The sequence below is a fragment of the Pseudomonas salicis genome (assembly GCF_057128705.1).
In genome coordinates this window covers 672,625-691,047 of sequence record NZ_JBSKHU010000003.1, presented here as the reverse complement: position 1 = coordinate 691,047, position 18,423 = coordinate 672,625, and the positions used below count along the sequence as shown (strand labels likewise).

The 18,423-nt window shown below is 61.5% G+C and carries 21 protein-coding genes; 10 read left to right on the top strand and 11 right to left on the bottom strand.

Annotation, left to right across the window (positions count from 1 at the left end):
- Nucleotides 1-21: 21 nt before the first annotated feature.
- From ACWKWE_RS13855 to ACWKWE_RS13845, 3 genes are all read right to left on the bottom strand, one after another.
- Nucleotides 22-645, bottom strand: coding sequence for a glutathione S-transferase (locus ACWKWE_RS13855; RefSeq protein WP_166597352.1), 624 nt, complete (start codon nucleotides 643-645; stop codon nucleotides 22-24).
- Between the two features lie 162 nt (nucleotides 646-807).
- Nucleotides 808-1,710 (bottom strand): LysR family transcriptional regulator, encoded by a 903-nt coding sequence (locus tag ACWKWE_RS13850; protein WP_166597351.1) that lies wholly within the window; start codon nucleotides 1,708-1,710, stop codon nucleotides 808-810.
- Nucleotides 1,710-2,630, bottom strand: coding sequence for a LysR family transcriptional regulator (locus tag ACWKWE_RS13845; RefSeq protein WP_166597350.1), 921 nt, complete (start codon nucleotides 2,628-2,630; stop codon nucleotides 1,710-1,712). The genes ACWKWE_RS13850 and ACWKWE_RS13845 overlap by 1 nt, the downstream gene beginning before the upstream one ends.
- 313 nt (nucleotides 2,631-2,943) lie before the next feature.
- On the opposite strand from ACWKWE_RS13845, the gene ACWKWE_RS13840 reads away from it, so the two are divergent.
- A complete protein-coding gene (locus ACWKWE_RS13840; RefSeq protein ID WP_483850823.1) occupies nucleotides 2,944-4,239 on the top strand; it encodes an MFS transporter in 1,296 nt (431 codons plus the stop codon).
- Here the strand turns inward: ACWKWE_RS13840 and ACWKWE_RS13835 are convergent.
- The 5 genes from ACWKWE_RS13835 to cydP are packed head-to-tail and all read right to left on the bottom strand — an operon-like array spanning nucleotide 4,227 to nucleotide 7,599.
- The gene (locus ACWKWE_RS13835; RefSeq protein WP_341958657.1) at nucleotides 4,227-4,529 is read right to left on the bottom strand and encodes a cyd operon YbgE family protein; all 303 of its coding nucleotides are present in this window, start codon (nucleotides 4,527-4,529) and stop codon (nucleotides 4,227-4,229) included. The two genes, ACWKWE_RS13840 and ACWKWE_RS13835, sit on opposite strands and share 13 nt — an antisense overlap.
- Nucleotides 4,519-4,635, bottom strand: coding sequence for a cytochrome bd-I oxidase subunit CydX (gene cydX / locus ACWKWE_RS13830; protein WP_166597348.1), 117 nt, complete (start codon nucleotides 4,633-4,635; stop codon nucleotides 4,519-4,521). The genes ACWKWE_RS13835 and cydX overlap by 11 nt, the downstream gene beginning before the upstream one ends.
- Before the next feature lie 27 nt (nucleotides 4,636-4,662).
- Entirely contained in the window at nucleotides 4,663-5,805 is a 1,143-nt protein-coding gene (cydB, locus tag ACWKWE_RS13825) for a cytochrome d ubiquinol oxidase subunit II (protein ID WP_166597347.1), read from the bottom strand.
- Nucleotides 5,806-5,815: 10 nt separating this feature from the next.
- Nucleotides 5,816-7,405 carry a cytochrome ubiquinol oxidase subunit I gene (locus tag ACWKWE_RS13820; RefSeq protein WP_166597346.1) on the bottom strand — a complete coding sequence of 530 codons (1,590 nt, stop codon included), beginning with the start codon at nucleotides 7,403-7,405 and terminating at the stop codon, nucleotides 5,816-5,818.
- The gene (gene cydP, locus ACWKWE_RS13815) at nucleotides 7,402-7,599 is read right to left on the bottom strand and encodes a cytochrome oxidase putative small subunit CydP (RefSeq protein ID WP_166597345.1); all 198 of its coding nucleotides are present in this window, start codon (nucleotides 7,597-7,599) and stop codon (nucleotides 7,402-7,404) included. The genes ACWKWE_RS13820 and cydP overlap by 4 nt, the downstream gene beginning before the upstream one ends.
- Before the next feature lie 340 nt (nucleotides 7,600-7,939).
- On the opposite strand from cydP, the gene ACWKWE_RS13810 reads away from it, so the two are divergent.
- From ACWKWE_RS13810 to ACWKWE_RS13800, 3 genes are read left to right on the top strand one after another with little or no spacing between them, the layout of a single operon-like run.
- Nucleotides 7,940-8,710 (top strand): substrate-binding periplasmic protein, encoded by a 771-nt coding sequence (locus tag ACWKWE_RS13810; protein WP_483850822.1) that lies wholly within the window; start codon nucleotides 7,940-7,942, stop codon nucleotides 8,708-8,710.
- 2 nt (nucleotides 8,711-8,712) lie between these two features.
- Nucleotides 8,713-10,059, top strand: a complete 1,347-nt coding sequence (locus ACWKWE_RS13805; RefSeq protein ID WP_166597343.1) for a GGDEF domain-containing protein — start codon at nucleotides 8,713-8,715, stop codon at nucleotides 10,057-10,059.
- 21 nt (nucleotides 10,060-10,080) lie between these two features.
- Nucleotides 10,081-10,830: a substrate-binding periplasmic protein gene (locus ACWKWE_RS13800; RefSeq protein WP_166597342.1), complete on the top strand. Its 750-nt coding sequence runs from the start codon at nucleotides 10,081-10,083 to the stop codon at nucleotides 10,828-10,830.
- A 49-nt stretch (nucleotides 10,831-10,879) separates the two neighbouring features.
- On the opposite strand, the gene ACWKWE_RS13795 is transcribed toward ACWKWE_RS13800, so the two are convergent.
- Nucleotides 10,880-11,374, bottom strand: coding sequence for a hypothetical protein (locus tag ACWKWE_RS13795; protein ID WP_166597341.1), 495 nt, complete (start codon nucleotides 11,372-11,374; stop codon nucleotides 10,880-10,882).
- A 94-nt stretch (nucleotides 11,375-11,468) separates the two neighbouring features.
- Complete coding sequence (locus ACWKWE_RS13790; protein WP_341958664.1) at nucleotides 11,469-11,822, bottom strand: hypothetical protein; 354 nt, start codon at nucleotides 11,820-11,822, stop codon at nucleotides 11,469-11,471.
- 260 nt (nucleotides 11,823-12,082) lie between these two features.
- Between ACWKWE_RS13790 and ACWKWE_RS13785 the strand changes: the two genes are divergently transcribed.
- A complete protein-coding gene (locus ACWKWE_RS13785) occupies nucleotides 12,083-12,331 on the top strand; it encodes a hypothetical protein (protein WP_166597339.1) in 249 nt (82 codons plus the stop codon).
- 95 nt (nucleotides 12,332-12,426) lie between these two features.
- Here ACWKWE_RS13785 and ACWKWE_RS13780 read toward each other — a convergent pair whose 3' ends face one another.
- Entirely contained in the window at nucleotides 12,427-13,599 is a 1,173-nt protein-coding gene (locus ACWKWE_RS13780; RefSeq protein ID WP_483850821.1) for a mandelate racemase/muconate lactonizing enzyme family protein, read from the bottom strand.
- Nucleotides 13,600-13,719: 120 nt separating this feature from the next.
- Here ACWKWE_RS13780 and ACWKWE_RS13775 point away from each other — a divergent pair, with 120 nt between their 5' ends.
- The 5 genes from ACWKWE_RS13775 (at nucleotide 13,720) to ACWKWE_RS13755 (ending at nucleotide 18,406) form a co-directional block, all read left to right on the top strand.
- Nucleotides 13,720-14,598, top strand: a complete 879-nt coding sequence (locus ACWKWE_RS13775) for a LysR family transcriptional regulator (RefSeq protein ID WP_483850820.1) — start codon at nucleotides 13,720-13,722, stop codon at nucleotides 14,596-14,598.
- A gap of 281 nt (nucleotides 14,599-14,879) precedes the next feature.
- Nucleotides 14,880-15,512: a paraquat-inducible protein A gene (locus ACWKWE_RS13770; protein ID WP_166597414.1), complete on the top strand. Its 633-nt coding sequence runs from the start codon at nucleotides 14,880-14,882 to the stop codon at nucleotides 15,510-15,512.
- Nucleotides 15,509-16,123 carry a paraquat-inducible protein A gene (locus tag ACWKWE_RS13765; RefSeq protein WP_166597336.1) on the top strand — a complete coding sequence of 205 codons (615 nt, stop codon included), beginning with the start codon at nucleotides 15,509-15,511 and terminating at the stop codon, nucleotides 16,121-16,123. The genes ACWKWE_RS13770 and ACWKWE_RS13765 overlap by 4 nt, the downstream gene beginning before the upstream one ends.
- Nucleotides 16,116-17,798, top strand: a complete 1,683-nt coding sequence (locus ACWKWE_RS13760) for a PqiB family protein (RefSeq protein WP_166597335.1) — start codon at nucleotides 16,116-16,118, stop codon at nucleotides 17,796-17,798. The genes ACWKWE_RS13765 and ACWKWE_RS13760 overlap by 8 nt, the downstream gene beginning before the upstream one ends.
- Entirely contained in the window at nucleotides 17,795-18,406 is a 612-nt protein-coding gene (locus ACWKWE_RS13755) for a PqiC family protein (protein ID WP_341958670.1), read from the top strand. Before ACWKWE_RS13760 ends, ACWKWE_RS13755 begins: the two co-directional genes overlap by 4 nt.
- Nucleotides 18,407-18,423 lie beyond the last annotated feature (17 nt).

The following is an 18,423-nucleotide window of genomic DNA, read 5'->3' as shown; positions in this document are numbered from 1 at the left end:
TTAAAAGAGGTCTCTACCGCCTCACACCACCAGACCCGCTTTGGTCGTCGGCATCGGCACGAAACCTTTCAGGCTTTCGATGCGAGCCAGCCAGTTGCGAATATTAGGATACGCCTCCAGTGAGACATTGCCTTCCGGCGCGTGGGCGATGTAACTGTAGGCGCTCACGTCAGCGATGGTGGCGTGATCGGTGACCAGAAACGCGCGGCCGTTCAGCTGTTTTTCGATGACCTGCAGCACGGCGTGGGCACGGGTAATGGTGTCCTTGGGGTCAAAATCCGCACCGAATACCGTGATCAGGCGAGCGCGTGCAGGGCCCGACGCGATCTGACCGGACGCGACCGACAACCAGCGCTGCACCTGGGCAGCGGCGTCGGCGTCGGCAGGCAGCCACTGGCCGGTGGTGTCGTACTTCTTGGCCAGGTACACCAGGATAGCCGTGGAATCGGCGATGACCGTGTCACCGTCTTCAAGCACCGGCACCTGACCGAAGGCGTTGATGGCCAGGTATTCAGGGGTTTTGTGGGCGCCATTGGCCAGGTCGACGAACTGGATCTGCGGCTCCAGGCCCAACAACGACAGCATCAGCTGCGCGCGGTGAGAGTGGCCGGACAACGGAAAGTGGTGAAGAGTGATGGCAGTCATTGGAAGGCTCCTGGGTGATCGTGGGTTGAGGTCTGCACGGCGGGACGTCTGCGTAGGCATTCATCGCGCTGATGGGATGAATGATGAATCACGACGTCGATGTGCAGAATCACCAGCGAAAGCAATCCAGCGTTTCAGAAACTGAAAGGGTGCCGCTTCATCTCAAGCGCTCAGCGCGGAGTGAGTGCGCAGTCGTTCGACCGCAAAGTCGATAAAGCTGCGAACCCGCGCCGAGGCCCGCAGGCCTTCTCGGTAAATCAGATGCACCGGCAGCGGCGCGACCTCGAACGTCTGGAGCACCGCTCGCAAACGTCCTTCTTCGAGGTGCTCATGAACTTCGTGGCTCAGGCAGGAAACCAGACCGGCGCCTTGCAAGGCGGCATCAATGGCCGCGACCTGACTGGTGCAGCGCAACACCGGTTTCGAGATCAGATGACGCACCCCGCCTTCCGGCTCAAAGCGCCACGGCTGCGTCCAACTGTCCGCGCTGCAGACGATCAGCCTGTGGTCCGTCAACGCGCCCGGCTCCCGTGGCTCGCCGTGGGCCAGCAGGTACGCGGGGCTTGCGCAGATCAGTTGCCGAACACGCCCCACCCGGCGCGCCACCATATGAGCGTCTGGCAGCTCGCCGATCAGGACTGCCACGTCCACGCCATCCTCGTGCAGGTCGGGAAAAGCGTTCTGGTAGGCGATGGACATCTGAATGCCGGGCCAGGCGTCGAGGTATTCAAGGACCACCGGCATCATCATCCGGTCGCCGAACAGCACAGGCGTCGCCAGGGTCAGCAGCCCTCTGGGCTCGACATGCAGGCCGTTGGCGGAAGCATCGGCCTCGTCGGTGGCGCGCAGCAGTCGCACACACTCCTCGGCGAAATGGCGTCCGGTTTCCGTCAGCCTTACGCCTCGCGTGCTGCGCTCCAGCAGTTGCGTGCCCAGGCGTTGTTCAAGCGCCCACAACGCGCGGCTGACCGTGGCCTCGGACACGTTCAGCAGACGCGAGGCCGCGGCCAGCCCCGACGACTGCGCCACCGCCGCAAAGATGGTCATCTGCCGATGGCGTTCCATTACGTACGGCTCTTCCCGGCGGCGCGGATCGCCGGGTCTTGCCTCATGCGCTCGACACAGAAATCGACGAAGGTGCGCACCTTGGCCGAAACCTTGCGTTCAGCCTGATAGCAGACATGCACGGGCACAGGAGGCTGTTCGAAGTTTTCCAGGATCAGCACCAGTTCACCCGATGCCACGCGGCTCGCCACTTGATAGGACAACGCCCGGGTGATGCCCCAACCCAGCGCGGCGGCAGTGAGCGCGGGCTGATTTCCGGAAACGCTCAGGCGTGATTGCACGTCCACCTGGAACGGTTTACCCGCTTCGACGAACGTCCAGTGGCGGGTCAACACGCTGGCAGCCGAAACGATCAGGCGATGGTCTTTCAGTTCCAGGGGGTGCTGTGGATGCCCCTGCGTCGTCAGGTAGTCAGGTGACGCACACAGGACGGTGCGTACTTCCCCGACCGGAATGCCGTGCTGGCTGTCATCCATCAGGTGGCCGATGCGCACCGCGACATCGATGCCCTCCTCGGCCATGCGTGTGATGCGGTCCAGCAGCAGCGCATTGACGCTGACGCCCGGGTGCTCCCGCAGGTATTCCACCACCAGCGGCATCACGAACAGTTCGCCGAACAGCATTGACGCGGTGACCGTGAGTTGCCCGACCGGCGCGGCAATGCTGCCCCCGGCGGAATCTTCAGCCTCCTCCAGCTCGCTCAGGATGCGACGGCAATCACTGAAGTAACGCTGCCCCGCCTCGCTCAAGTGCACGCTGCGGGTGGTGCGCGACAACAGCACCGTGCCGATGCGCTTCTCCAGCGCCGCGATGGCCCGGGTCACGCTCGGTGCAGACACCTCCAACCGCCGAGCGGCCGCTGCGAAACTGCGCTCTTCACACACGGCGATGAATATGTGCATTTCCTGAAATCTGTCCATGGGAAGGCTCGGCGTTACGGCAGGGTTTGGAAAGGAGGCGATAGTAGCGTTTTGGCTTGATCTGCACACAATGCCTCGTAGCAGAGAGACTCTGGCACAGCCGACACATTTCAATCGCCTGGCCTATTTTTTGCGAATGAATTCGCTCCCACAGGGGGTCCTCTACCGCCAATGGAGGGTTTGGCCTTCAGCAATTGCGCCGAGCGATCAGACACATCCTGTAATATTCGCTTGACGAACCGTCCCCCGATAAGCGTTCATATTGGCGAACGATCATACTCCAATTAACACTTTTGCCTCTCGGGGATCACTCATGGTTTCGTCGGTTCTGGCGGCGTCGCTTTCGCGTCGGCGCATTCATTACAGCTGGGTCGTCTTGGCCGTGACTTTCCTGACCATGCTGGTGATGGCGGGCGCGGTGGGGGCGCCGGGGGTGTTCATCCGGCCGCTGGAAGCCGAATTCGGCTGGGACACGGCGGAGATTTCCTCGGCGCTGGCCGTTCGCTTTGCGTTGTTCGGCCTGGTCGGCCCGTTCGCCGCGGCGTTCATGAACCATTTCGGCGTGCGCCGCGTGGTGCTGACCGCCCTGACCCTGGTGGCCAGCGGCATGCTGCTGTCGTTGTTCATGACCCAGTTCTGGCAGTTGGTCGTGCTCTGGGGATTGGTGGTGGGCTTCGGCACCGGCCTGACGGCCATGGTGCTGGGTGCAACCGTCGCCACGCGCTGGTTCTCGCAACGTCGCGGCGTGGCCATGGGGCTGCTGTCCGCCAGTTCTGCTACCGGGCAACTGGTGTTCATGCCAATGCTCGCCAACGTGACCGAGCACTTCGGCTGGCGCACGGCACTGACCTGCATTTGCGTGGCCATCGTCGTCGCCGGGGTCGCGGTCATCGCACTCATGCGCAACCACCCCGCCGACCTGCAAATGCCGTCCTACGGCGAGACTGAAATCCTGCCCGCCCCGGCCAGCACGCAAACCTTCTCCCAGCTTTTGATCACGCCCTTGCACGTGCTGCGCGACGTGTCCAAAACCTGGACGTTCTGGGTGCTGTTCATGACGTTTTTCATCTGCGGCGCCAGCACCAACGGCCTGATCCAGACCCACTTCATCAGCATGTGCGGCGATTACGGCCTGATCGCCACGACGGCGGCCAGCATGCTGGCGGTGATGGGGATTTTCGATTTCATCGGGACGATCGGCTCAGGCTGGTTGTCGGACCGCTATGACAACCGCTGGCTGCTGTTCTGCTATTACGGCTTTCGGGGGATCGCCTTGATCATCCTGCCGTTCTCGGACTTCACGGTCTACGGCCTGTCGTTCTTCGCCCTCATCTATGGGCTGGACTGGATCGCCACCGTACCGCCAACCGTGAAGCTGACGGTACAACGGTTCGGCCCGGCCCGCGCCAACATCGTCTTTGGCTGGATCTTCGCGGGCCACCAATTGGGCGCGGCCTTCGCCGCCTTCGGCGCCGGCTGGACACGCACGCACTTCGCCAGTTACTTGCCGGCCTTCTTTATCTCCGGGTTGCTGTGTGTGATCGGTGCGTTGATCGCGTTGTCCATCGTACCGGCCCTGAAGTCGGCAGCCCCCGCTCAGAGCAGTTGACGCGCCGTCAGCCAGACCCCGTAACCGACGGCCATCAACCCCCACGCCAACAGCGGGTGAAACACCACCCGCCAGGCCAGCGCCCGAGGGTCGAAACCGACCCCATGGACGAAGCCCCCGGCCACACCCCACATGACCAGCATCAGCAGACTGTGGGAATAGTGGCCGTTGGCGTCGAGCATCGACGCGGGGTGCACCAGCAGCACCAGGCTCATCGGCACCGCCATCAGCAGGGACAGCGCCCTGCCGAGGCTATGCTTGAAAGGTGCGTTCAGCGCCTCAGCGGTCACGACCGTTCTCCAGCGCGTTGGCGTCGGATGACTCCAGCCACAACGCGTTGATGATGCCGAAGCTGCAAGCCAGCAATACGCCAAGTATCCAGGCGAAATACCACATGTTGTTCTCCTCGATTCGGTTCCGGGCTCAATACAGGCCGTGGGGGTTATGGTCGATGTGCGCGGTGGTGACCTTGCCCCACATCTTGGCGTAGCACCACAGCGTGTAGCAGAGGATGATCGGCACGAAAATGGCCGCCGCGACCAGCATGATGATCAGCGTCTTGTGGCTGGACACCGCGTCCCACACGGTCAGGCTCGACGCCGGATCCAGGCTCGACGGCATAACGAACGGGAACATCGCGAAGCCTGCGGTGCACAGCGCGCCGACGATGGCCAGGCTGCTGCCGAGGAACGCCATCCGGCCCTGCCCTGCGCTGGCACACAGCAAGGCCAGCAGGCCGCCGAAGATGCCCAGCAGCGGCGCGATCACGGTCAACGGATGCGCGTGGTAGTTGGCCATCCAGCCGTGGTTAGTGGCTTCAACGGTCTTGGCCAGCGGGTTCAGCGCAGCGCCTGCGTCGAACGCCGAGGTGATTTCCAGACCCTGAATGCCGCCCAGCAGCAACCAGACCCCTGCGCCGGTGAACGACAGCAGGAACACCAGCGCCAACAGCTGCGCGGCGCGGCGTGAACGACGGGCAATCGCGCCTTCGGTGCGCATCATCAACCAACTGCCGCCATGCAGGCCGAGCATGCTCAGGCTGACCACACCGGCCAGCAAGCCGAACGGGCTGAGCAATTGCCAGAAGTTGCCGTGGTAGCTGGAACGCAGGGTGTCATCGAACTGGAACGGCACGCCCAGCAGCAGGTTGCCGAAGGCCACGCCGAACACCAGCGACGGCACCAGACCGCCGACGAACAGGCCCCAGTCCCAGCTTTGCCGCCAGCGGGTGTTGTCCAGCTTGCTCCGGTAGTCAAAACCGACCGGGCGCACGAACAGCGCGAACAGCACCAGCAACAGCGCCCAATACAGCCCGGAAAACGCGGCCGAATACACCAAAGGCCACGCGGCGAACAGCGCACCACCGGCGGTGATCAGCCAGACCTGGTTGCCGTCCCAGTGCGGGGCGATGGTGTTGATCACCACCCGCCGTTCGTTATCGGTGCGGCCGACAAAGGGCATCAGCATCGCTGCGCCCAGGTCGAAGCCGTCGGTCAGGGCGAAGCCGATCAGCAGCACGCCGACCAGCACCCACCAAATGAGTTTGAGTGTCTCGTAATCGAACATCGTGTGTTCCTCAGGCCAGCGTCGGTTGTGGGGCGGCAGGCACGTCGCTCTCGCGGCGCTCGAAGTGGTAGCGACCGGTGTGCAGGCTGCTTGGGCCCAGGCGGGCGAACTTGATCATCAGGTACATCTCGATGATCAGCAGGACGGTGTAGAAGCCCACCAGCGCCAGGATCGAGCCGATGACATCGCCGCTGGACAGGGTCGACGCCGACAGGTGAACCGGCAGCACTTCACCGATGGACCAGGGCTGACGACCGTGCTCGGCCACCCACCAGCCGGTCTGCGTGGCGATCCACGGCAGCGGCAGGCTGAACAGCGCCCATTTCAGCAACCAGCGCTTGCTGGATTCGTTCTTGCGCGCCGAGGCGTAGAAGGCACAGGCGAACAGCGCCAGCATCAGCACACCGCTCAGGACCATGATGCGGAAGGTCCAGAAAATCGACGCGACGTGCGGGATGGAATCCAGTGCGGCCTGCTTGATCTGCTGCTCGTCGGCGTCCACCACCTTGTCGGTGTATTTCTTCAACAGCAGTCCGTAGCCCAGGTCTTTCTTCACATCGTTGAAGGCAGTGAGGGTTTGCTCGCTCTTGTCGCCCGCGCGCAGTTTGCCCAGCAGGTCGTAGGCGACCATGCCGTTGCGGATACGGCCTTGATGCTCGGTGACCAAATCCTTGATGCCAGTGACCTGTTTGTCCACCGAACGGGTGGCGATGATGCCCATCACGTAAGGAATCTTGACCGCGTAATCGGTGCGTTGGGTTTCCTGGTTCGGCAGCCCGAACAGGGTGAACGCGGCCGGTGCAGGCTCGGTTTCCCATTCGGCTTCGATGGCCGCCAGTTTGGTCTTCTGCACGTCGCCGATTTCGTAGCCGGATTCATCACCCAGCACGATCACCGACAGGATCGAGGCCATGCCGAATGCCGAAGCGATGGCGAAGGAACGGCGAGCGAAGCCGATGTCGCGGCCCTTGAGCAGGTACCAGCTGGAAATCGCCAGGACGAAGATCGAACCGGTCACGTAACCGGACGCCACGGTGTGCACGAACTTGACCTGCGCAACCGGGTTGAACAGCAGGTCGGCGAAGCTGGTCAGCTCCATGCGCATGGTGGTGAAGTTGAACTCGGCGCCGACCGGGTTCTGCATCCAGCCGTTGGCGATAAGAATCCACAGCGCCGACATGTTCGAACCGATCGCCACCAGCCAGGTGACGGTCAAGTGCTGCACGCGGGTCAGGCGGTCCCAGCCGAAGAAGAACAGGCCGATGAAAGTCGATTCCAGGAAGAACGCCATCAAGCCTTCGATGGCCAGCGGGGCGCCGAAAATGTCTCCGACGTAATGGCTGTAATACGCCCAGTTGGTGCCGAACTGGAACTCCATGGTCAAGCCAGTGGTGACACCGAGGGCGAAGTTGATGCCGAACAGCTTGCCCCAGAACTTGGTCATGTCCTTGTAGACCTGCTTGCCGGTCATGACGTACACCGACTCCATGATGGCCAGCAGGAACGTCATGCCCAGCGTGAGCGGCACGAAGATAAAGTGATACAGCGCGGTCATCGCGAACTGCAGCCGAGAGAGGTCGACGACTGATTCCGAAATCATTTTGGGTTCTTCTCATCAGATACGGGAGGGGCGCCCAATACATGCAGGCCAGCTTGCACCCCGTCATCCTTGACTTCGACCGGCGCGTCGAACCAGACGCTACGGATGCCCATCAACAGGACGAGCTTGATCAACAGGATCAGCCCTATTTCTTTCGCCAAGGGGTGTTTGAGGAAATCGAAGGGACCGGGCATGTTGAAGACTCGTCGGGGTGCGTCGTAATTTTCCTACGGCACCTTCCGAGACCATTGACCCACGTCAAAAAACGCCGGGTAACAGGGTGTGACACAACGCCACACTGGGGTTTATCGCGTTTAATCGCAGAACTCGCTGACGCTGGCGCATTGACGGCCTGCGCCGCTGACAGGCCGGACTGCCACCGCCGGAGAAGTAAATGATAAACGGCAGATAACCGCCTCAAGTGCCGGATTTTTCAGCCGATATCTAGGCCATAAGAGGCAGTCAGGTCATGTTCCCCCGCTCCGTCTGGAGACCGGATAACAGCCACTGCTGCCATCGACGAGGTCGCAGGCCATGGCTCCCCTAACGCTCAAGATAAAGACACGCAGCGTGTTGTACGGCGCGGTTTTGCTGTGCCTGAGCGTTCTCGGGGCGAGCGCCGAACCGATCCGGATCGTCACCGAAGAGTTGCCGCCCTATAACATGACCCGGGACGGCCAGTTGACCGGCATGAGCACTGAGGTGGTGCGCGCGGTCCTCAAGGAAGTGAACGTCGACGCCACCATTCAGTCGATGCCGTGGGCCCGGGCCTACGATCTGGCGCTGCACGACCCCAACGTGCTGATCTATTCCATCACCCGCACCGTCGAACGCGAGCCGCTGTTCAAATGGGTCGGCACCATCGCCGCGTCGCGCTGGTTCATTTATTCCTCCTCGACCCACCCCATCTCGCTGTTTGACCTGGACGACGCCCGCGACTGGCAGACCGCAACGGTCAACGAGGACGTCGGCGAGCAATACCTGATGAGCAGGCGCTTCAAGGTCGGCCGCCAGCTGCAATCGAGCAACCGCTACGAACTCAATTACCAGAAGCTGCGCACCGGCCACGTGGACCTGTGGATCTCCGACGAGCTGAACTCCAATTACATTGCCCATCAGGCGGGAGACAACCCGGCGCAGACTCTGGTGCAATCCTTGCGTGTGCCCGAGCTGGAAGAAGCAGGCGGGTTCAGCATGGCTTTCAGCCGAGGGACCCCGGATGCTACTGTTCGGCTGTTTGAGAAAGGGCTGAGGACTGTCCGTGAGAACGGAACCTACGATGCCATAGCACGTAAATGGAATTGAGCATGCTGGCTGAGTCCGAGTCCAAGATCCCTGAAAACGCCGCCGCGCCCCCGCGAGCCGGCTCATTGGCGCGCAGGCTGGTGTTGGCGACGCTGGCGTTTTGCATTCTGTTCACCGTGGCCACCGTCACCGTCAGGACCTGCTTCGCCTGGAACACCAACCTCTCCAATATGAACGCCGAACTCGGTCTGATCGACCAGGTGTTCCAGGGCACGTTGTCCAAAGCGGTCTGGGAAATGGACAACGAGGCCTTGCAAACGCAAATCGACAGCGTGGCCCTTGCGGCGCCAGTGGGCCGCGTCGAGCTGCGCATTCTGCGCCCCGGCCGGCCACCGGAAGTGCTGGAGCGTCAGCATCCGGGCCATGGCACTTCATCACTCGCCCCCGCGCTGCACCGTCAACTGACAGTCGTCCCCTACCCCGGCGCCAATGAAGTGGTCGGTGAGCTGACCATCGAGGGCGACGAAAGCCTGCTGTGGAAACGGCTGTGGAAGGAAGTCGCGGTCATCATGCTGACTCAGATCATTCAGTCGCTGGCCCTGGCCGGGTTGATCATGGGCATGTTCAACCGTTCGGTGACCCTGCATGTGCGCCGTATCGCCGAGCACTTGGAACAACTGACGCCGCAGAACCTGAAACACCATCTGGCGCTCGGGCGCGGCAGCAAGGCCAGCGACGAGCTGGACCTGCTGGAAGCCGGGGTCAACGACCTGCAAGACAAACTGGCCAATCACCTCGAACGCCAGACCCGCGACGAACTGGCCCTCGCCGCCAGCCGCGATCAGTTGGCCGAGTTGGTGGAGCAACGCACCGCCCAGCTCAAGGCTGCGAATACTCGGCTGGAGGCCATGACCCGCTTCGACCCTCTCACAGGCCTTGCCAACCGTCGTCACTTCGACGAAGTGAAAGAGCTGGAATTCAACCGCGCCTTGCGCCATCGGCAAGCCTTCTCGGTGCTGATGTGCGACATCGATTATTTCAAGCTCTACAACGACAACTACGGCCACGCCAATGGCGATCAGTGCCTGCGCGACGTGGCGTTGACCATGAGCGCGCTGTTTTCGCGCTCCGGCGAATTGGTGGCACGCCTGGGTGGCGAAGAGTTCGCGGTGCTGCTGCCCGGACAAAGCCGCGAACAGGCGCTGTGCTCCGCCGAACGTTTGCAGGCGCTGCTCGCCGACCAGAAGCTGCCGCACAAAGGCTCGGGGGTGTCGCCGTACGTGACGATGAGCATCGGCATCGCCGAACTCGACCCCGCCAACATGGACCGTTTCGATCAACTGCTGCAAAGCGCCGACAAAGCCTTGTACCGCGCCAAAAGTCAGGGCCGCAACCGGTGTGAGATCTGACCCGATCAGGGAGAATGCGACATGCGCCGTACCCGCTATTCGATCAAACAGCGCTTGGGCGTGTTATCGGCCACCGTCCTGATGCTGGTGGGCCTGAGCGCCCAGGCCGAGACGATGCACGTCGTCACTGAGGATTCCTCCTACAGCTGGCTCCAGGACGGCAAAGTCGCGGGCCCGGCCAGCGAGATCGTCGAAAAGACCCTCATCAATGCAGGACTCAAGGATTACCACATGGCCCTGTACCCCTGGGCGCGGGCGTACGACATGGCGCGGCTGGAACCGAACGTGGTGATTTACCCCATGATCCGCAACGCCGGGCGCGAGACGCAGTTTCACTGGGTGGGCGAGCTCGAACCGGTGATTCAGGTGTTCTTCAAACTGCGTGAGCGAAAAGACGTCGCCGTCGGTACGCTGCAAGACGCGAAGAAATTCACCATTGGCGTCGTCCGTGACGACGCCCGCCAGCAATACCTTGAAAGCCAGCATTTCAGCAGAATGGTGGTCTCCGCCAACAACCTCGACAACCTGCGCAAGCTGCTCAGCGGCCAGGTTGCACTGGTGCCCATGCCCGAGCGAGAAGCCCGCGACCAGTGCCGCGACCTGAACGTCTCCTTCGACCTGCTGGAAAACGTGTACACCATCGACGACCTTTCCCAGAGCCTCTACGTTGCCCTCAGCCTGAAAACCCCGCCTGACACGGTCCAGCGCGTGACCCAGGCCTTCGCTCAGTTGAAAGCAGACGGGAGCGTGGCGAAGGCGCTGGCACCGTAAAGGGTGCCCGTCACGCTTTGGCGCCCCCCTGTTCCCAGGCCGTTCTCAATCACCCCTGCCGCTGCGGCAGCACCGCCTGCAGCAGTTTGCCGAAATGATCGGCCGTGAACGCCACCGGCTCCGAGTCCTTGACCCCTACGGTTTTCTTCAACAGCCAGTCACGACGCAGCGGGTCCAGTTGCAGGCTGTATTTTTCTTGCCCGTGCAGGCTCACCCCCGCCAAGGACACGCTGACCTGGCCCTTGGCACCCATGGCGTCCGGCACGAACGCCACCTCATGATTGCCCAGAAAAAAGCTCATGCGCCGGGTCATGAACGGTGAGTTCTCGTCCGGATAACCCTTGCCCTGAGCCAGGTGAGGTTCGTACTCGAAACGCGTCTGGTCAGCGTCGATCAAGGGCTTCAGCCAAGTGCCGACCTGCGCGTAAAGCGCTTCGATGCTGGCGTTCCACTGCGCCAGATCGTCCTGAAAACGTTGCTGTTTCTGTTCTTCGTAGCGTTGATTGGCCGCCAGCAGATCGCTGAGGCGTTGAATCTCGTCCATAACGGCGATTCCCGGTTCACGCACCCGAGTATTCGGATGCGTGAAGGAAGGGTGGCACAGCCACGGCAGGGTGTCGCGTCAGATCGTCACACGATCAGGATTTAGGCGGGATGACTTCGAGTTGCGACAGGCGATGACCCTTGACCAGCGCAGCGTCGATGTCGGTCTTGGCAGTTTCGGCAGCGGCCTGGGAATCGAACGGGCCGATCATCACCACTTCCTTGCCTTCGACCTTGACCACGTACGACGGGTAATGGTGCTCGACCAGCCAGTAGGCCATGTCGCTCAAGGCTTCTTTCAAATGAACGCGAATGGTCCACTGCGATGAAGCCGGGGTCGGGGCTTCCGCGACCGAATCGGTGGCCGGAACCTTGGCGGGCGTCGCCGGTTTACCACCGTCGCACCCTGCCAGCATCAGCACCGCCACCATCATTGCCATCTTGCGCACGTCTGTCGCTCCTCGGTTGAAGTGGCGAGAGTCTATCACCGTGGACCTGACCGAGAAGCAGGGTGAAGGATTGATGAGTGGGGTGCGGGCACTGTGAATCAACGTTGGCGCGCCAAAGCTGCGACGTTCCGACGCGGGTCAAACGGGACGACGATCGCAGGCATCGCAAATAGATGGAACCGGTTCTGGAAGCCTCCGCCTAATGAACAGCTTGGGGAGGTTTCCACAAGCCCTGTGCCAATCCGGGCACATTCCGAGAGGTGGTTAACGTGGCTAAAGATGACAAGAAAAGCAAAGGCGAAGCGACGAAAGCCAGCAAGGACCTGAAGGATAAAAAAGCGACGCCGGCGAAAAAATCGGCCGCGGCTTCAGCGTTGTCCAAAGCTTCCGAAAAGAAAGACAAGAAGAAAGACGCTGAGCCGAAAAAATCGGCCAAGAAGGCTGACAGCAAGCCTGAAAAGGCCAAGAAGTCAGAGAAAGCCGACAAGCCCGCAAAAAAGAAAAAGTGATACCGGTCATTCGCTAGGGCTTCACGCCCTAGCTTCTCCGGCTGTGAATCGTCTCCGCACACTCCGCCAGCGATCAAGCACCGCGAAAGTTTTGATCAGGCGCCCTCGCCCAACTCGCGCATGACTGCGTACAGCGCCGATTTCGCTTCAAAGCCCACGCCCGGAATGTCTGGCAAACCGACGTAACTGTTTTCCACGCGAATGCCATCAGCAAAGCCCCCGAACGGCTGGAACACATCCGGGTAGGATTCATTGCCGCCAAGATGCAGGCCAGCGGCGATGTTCAGCGACATCTGGTGCCCACCATGGGGCACGACGCGGCGAGAGGACCAGCCCAGCTCTTTCATGACGTCCAGCGTGCGCAGGTATTCCACGAGGCCGTAGGACAACGCGCAGTCGAATTGCAGGAAATCGCGATCCGGACGCATGCCACCGTGGCGCAGCAGGTTGCGGGCGTCTTGGTGGGAGAACAGGTTTTCGCCCGTCGCCATCGGCAGCTCGTAGTGGTTGGCCAGCTCGGCTTGCAGCGCGTAGTCCAACGGATCGCCCACTTCTTCATACCAGAACAGATTGTAGGGCTTGATCGCTTCGGCGTAGGCAATACCCGTCTTCAGGTCGAAACGGCCGTTGGCGTCCACGGCCAGGCGCTGGCCGTCGCCTACCACTTCCAGCACGGCTTCGATGCGGCGCAGGTCTTCTGCCAGCGGCACGGCGCCAATCTTCATTTTCACCACGTCATAGCCGCGATCCAGATAGCTCTGCATCTCTGCCTTGAGCTTGGTCTGGTCCTTGCCGGGGTAGTAATAGCCCCCCGCCGCGTACACCCACACTTTGTCGTCCGCCACGCCATCGCGATACCGGTCGGCCAGCAGGCGATACAAGGGTTTGCCCTCGATCTTCGCGACCGCGTCCCACACCGCCATGTCAATCGTTCCCACCGCTACCGAGCGCTCGCCGTGGCCGCCCGGTTTTTCGTTGGTCATCAGGGTTTTCCAGATGGCGAACGGGTCGAGGTTGTCATGTTCCTGATCGATCAGCGATTCCGGGTCGGCTTCCAGCACACGGGCCAGGAAACGGTCGCGCATCAGGGCACCCTGTCCATAACGGCCGTTGGAGTTGAAGCCGTAACCAATCACTGGCTTGCCATCGCGAATGACGTCGGTGATCACCGCCACCACCGAACAGGTCATTTTGGAAAAATCGATGTAGGCATTGGCAATCGGCGAAGCAATGGAAACCGTCTTTTCGCGAATATCGACGATACGCATGAAGTCACTCCTATTGTTTTCAGTGAGAGGTGCAGCGCGTGTTGGGCCTCACTCTAGGGCTGGACCTTTCGCGACGGCCAATGCTAAAAACGCGGCACTCAATGCGCGGACGGCATCACGATGGAACTGGTTTGGCTGGAAGACTTCAATGCGCTGGCCCAAAGCGGCAACTTCTCCCGCGCTGCCGAATTGCGCCACGTCACGCAACCCGCCTTCAGCCGCAGGATTCGGGCGTTGGAGACGTGGGTCGGGGTGGATCTGTTCGAACGCACCACCCAAGGCGCGACCCTGACCGACGCGGGCCAGCACATGCTCGCCAACGCCCAAGAGATGACCCGGCGCGTGTACCAGATGCGCCAGGAAGCGCGGGAAGTCGCCGGAAAGCAGGCACGTTCGCTGCACTTCGCCGCGACCCACTCGCTCTCGTTCACGTTCTTTCCCGGCTGGGTCAGAGCGGCAGAACGAACCAGCCCTATCGAGGCCATTCGCCTGCACTCGGACAACATGCGGGTGTGTGAGCAGATGTTGTTGGGCGGCGAAGTGCAGTTTTTGCTGTGCCACCAGCACCCAGAGGTCCCGCCGCTGTTCCCGGCCGAGTCCTTTTATTCCAAAGTGGTGGGCAGCGATGTCCTGATTCCCCTCGGTGCCGGGGCTCAGGAACTCTCCGCCGAGCGCGCGTCAGGCGGCCCGCAGTCACTGTTGGGGTATACCGCCGAGTCCGGGCTGGGCCGAATCGTGTCCGCACGGTTGCGCAAAGAACCCCAGCCACCCCACTTGCAGACCGTGTTCAGCTCTCACCTGGCGGCGGTTTTGCTGTCGATGGCGCTGGAGGGAAAGGGTTTCGCGTGGTTGCCCAGGACCCTCGCCGAGCCGGAAATGACCAACGGGAAATTGTGCCGGGCGCTGGACGAACACTGGGACATCCCGATGGAAATCCGCCTGTTCAGACCGAGCATGGCGTTGAGCGATTTCGCCGAAGATTTCTGGGCGAAGCTCTAGCCTCTGATCACCCCGCTCTCCCGCTGACCTGAATAGCCGTGGCGCAAACTCACTTCAGCCAGCACGAAGGCGGCGTGTCGCGCTACAATCGCCGGGTTCCAGACGACATAGGTCGTAACACCTCGCCTCCCCGTGCACCGGCGAACGTGCTTTGATTCACTTGTTTTTCCACACCGCACGACCACACCGAACGCCATGCTGGCATTGTGGTCAATGACTCACATGCCCCCGCTAGATACCGAATTAACGTGAATACGCCCATTTCCCCGACGACGGCGCCGATGACCAGCAGCCCGCCTTCGCAGCCCGATCCCGAGCAATGGATCATCTGCGAACACTGCGATTCGCTCTACCACGCCCAGCCGTTGAGCAAAGGGGAATCCGCGTATTGCTTGCGCTGTGCGGCGGTTCTCAACCGTGGCCACCGCATGACCATCGAACAGATGCTGGCGCTGAGCATTGCGGCGGGGATCATGTTCATCTTCGCCAACGTGTTTCCGGTCATCAGTATCAGCATGAAGGGCCTGTACAACCAGGTGACCCTCTGGGGTTCGGTCGAAGCGCTGGCTCAGGGGCAGATCACCTTGATCGCGATGGTGGCCGGGCTGGCGATCATTCTCGCCCCCGCCCTTCAAATCGCACTGCTGTTCTGGGTACTGGTGCACGCGCGACGCAACGAAATCGCCCCCGGCTTCAAGACCTGCATGCGCACGCTGGAACACTTGCGGCCCTGGAGCATGCTGGAAGTCTGTCTGCTGGGCATTCTGGTGGCGATCATCAAACTCGGCGGGATGCTTGACGTTCATCCCGGCGTCGGCCTTTGGGCCATGGCCATGCTCATGGTGCTGATCGTCCTGATCGCGGGTAAAGACATCCGCAGGCTGTGGGACGATTTGGGGGTCGAGCCCGAATGAACGGCATCCCCTACGCCCGCGAACGCCAGGTCACGCTCTGCCATGTCTGCTCTTACGTCTGCCCGGAAGACGCCGAGGTCTGCCCACGCTGCGATTCGGCAGTGCACCGGCGCAAACCCAACAGCCTGACGCGCACCTGGGCCTTTCTCATCGCGGGGCTGATTTTCTACATCCCGGCCAATACGCTGCCCGTGATGTTCACGACACTGCTGGGCAGTGCCAGTGAAAACACCATCATGAGCGGTGTCATCGAGTTCGCCGAGGGTGGCTCCTGGGACATCGCCATTCTGATTTTCATCGCCAGCGTGCTGGTGCCGTGCATCAAGTTTCTGGTGCTGGGCATGCTGTTGATCACCTGCCAGCGCCGCAGCCAATGGGCCATGCGTGAGCGTTCCCGGCTTTACCGTTTCATCGAGCTGATCGGCTACTGGTCGATGCTCGACGTGCTGGTGGTCGCCTTGGTGGCGGCACTGGTCCAGTTTCGTGGGCTCAGCACCATCGAGCCGCGACTGGGCATTCTGTTCTTTGGTTTGGTGGTGGTGATGACGATGCTGGCCGCCATGAGTTTCGATCCCCGGTTGATCTGGGACGCAGAGGTTGAAGATGTCTGATAACGCCCTCCCCCCGTCGGCCCCGGAGCCTGCACGACCGCAGGTCAAGGCCCGCAAAGCCCGTATTTCGCTGGTCTGGCTGGTGCCGATCGTCGCCGGTGTCATTGGCTTGTCAATGGTCATTCACGACTTTCTCAACGTCGGGCCGAAGGTCGTGGTCAGTTTTCTGACCGCCGAAGGCCTGGAAGCCAAGAAAACCCAGGTCAAGTACAAGAACGTGGTGATCGGCACGGTGACCGACATCGCCTTGAGCGACGACCGCACGCACATTCTGGCGACCATCGAACTCAATCAGTCGGCCACCCCGTTCACCCGCGCCGACTCACAATACTGGGTCGTACGCCCACGCATCGGGGCACATGGTGTGTCTGGCGTGGACACCCTGCTGTCCGGGGCTTTCATCGGTGCCGACGCGGGCAGTTCGGACAAGACCGAAAAGAATTTCATCGGCCTTGAAAACCCGCCACCAGTCACTTTCGGCGAGAAAGGCAAGCGCTTCATTTTGCACACCGACGACCTCGGCTCACTCGACATCGGCTCGCCGATCTACTTCCGGCGGATTCAAGTGGGCCAGGTGGTGGCTTATGAGCTGGCAAAAGACGGCAAGGGCGTGGACATCGAAATCTTCGTCAGCTCACCCAACGATCAGTATGTGCTCACGGATTCGCGCTTCTGGAACGCCAGCGGGGTGGACGTCAGCCTGGGCGCGGCAGGATTGAAAGTGTCGACGCAATCGCTCACCTCGATCATCTCCGGCGGCATCGCCTTCCGCGAACCGAAGTACAGCCCGGACGCCAAGCCCGCCAACGCCAACGCCGAATTCAAATTGTTCGAGGACCAGACCACTGCACTTGCGCCTCCCGACGGCGAGCCGAAATACATCCGCATGCGCTTCAATCAGTCGCTCAGAGGCTTGGTGGTCAACGCCCCGGTGGACTTTCTTGGCGTGAACATCGGGCGGGTGGTTTCGGTGGATCTGGACTATGACCCGGCGACGGGAACGTTCCCCGGCGTCGTCGGCGCCGTCATTTACCCGCAGCGGCTCGGCGCGGCCAATGACAAGCTCAAGGAGCAAGCCGGTGGTGGCGACGAAGAAGAACAGACGTCACGGATTCTGGGACGCTTCGTCGAACGCGGGCTGAGGGCGCAAGTGCGCACGGGCAACCTGCTGACCGGCCAATTGTACGTGGCCATGGATTTTGATCCCAAAGCCCCAAGAATTGCCTACGACCCGAAAGCGCGGCCGTTGGAAATCCCGACCGTGGGCGGCAGCTTCGACAAATTGCAGGAGCAACTTCAGGCCTTCGTCGACAAGCTGGGCAAGATCCCCATCGACGATCTGGCGAAAAACCTCAATGGCAGCCTGATCGAACTGCAAAAGACCATGAAAACCGTCAACGGTCAGGTCCTGCCGCAAATGACCGGCACTTTGCAACAGGCGCAGAAAACCCTCGGCAATGCCAACGACACGCTGTCGGACGACTCGCCTGCGCGGCAGCAACTGGGTCAGGCGCTGGATGAAGTGCAGCGCACCGCCCGCTCGGTTCGGGTGCTAACCGACTTCCTCAGTCGCCACCCCGAATCGCTGATTCGTGGCCGCTCCGGCGATGCCGCACCCGGTTCGTACAAAGGTTCATCCTCTTCCCGTGAAATTGCTCCGGAGCCTGCTCAATGACTGTGCGTACTCACCTGCTGGCCGTCGTCTGCGCGCTGAGCCTTGGCGCCTGTTCGTCGACGCCGACGCATTACTACACCCTGATCGCCCCCGCTGCTCAGGGCTCGGCGGGTGTCACGCCAGCCCCCTTTCAGTTCGAGATGCAACCGGTGCTGATGGCCGTTCAGGTGGATCAGCCGCCACTGGTCGTTCGTCAGGGCAACGGCAGCCTGGCCATTCTGGAAAACGAGCGCTGGGGCGCGCCGCTGGGAGATGAATTTCACGACGCGCTGACCGGGGAGCTGGAACGCCGCTTCGGTTCTCGCGATCTGGCCGGCTTGCCCAAACAGAGCGACCAGCCGGTTCTGACGGTCCGAACGGACGTGCGTCGCTTCGAGTCGGTGCTGGATCAATACGCCTTGATCGATGTCGTCTGGAACTTGAGCCTGCGTGCCGACGGCAGCAAACGCCAGACCCTCACCTGCAGCAGCGTGATTCGCCAGCCTGCCGGGACGGGTATGGAAAATCTGGTCATCGCCCATCAAAAAGCCGTGTCCAGCCTGGCCAATGCCATCGCCAAAACCGCAAATGAATGGGCTCGAAACACGACAGCCCGCTGCCCTTCCTGATCAAGCATACTGTTAAA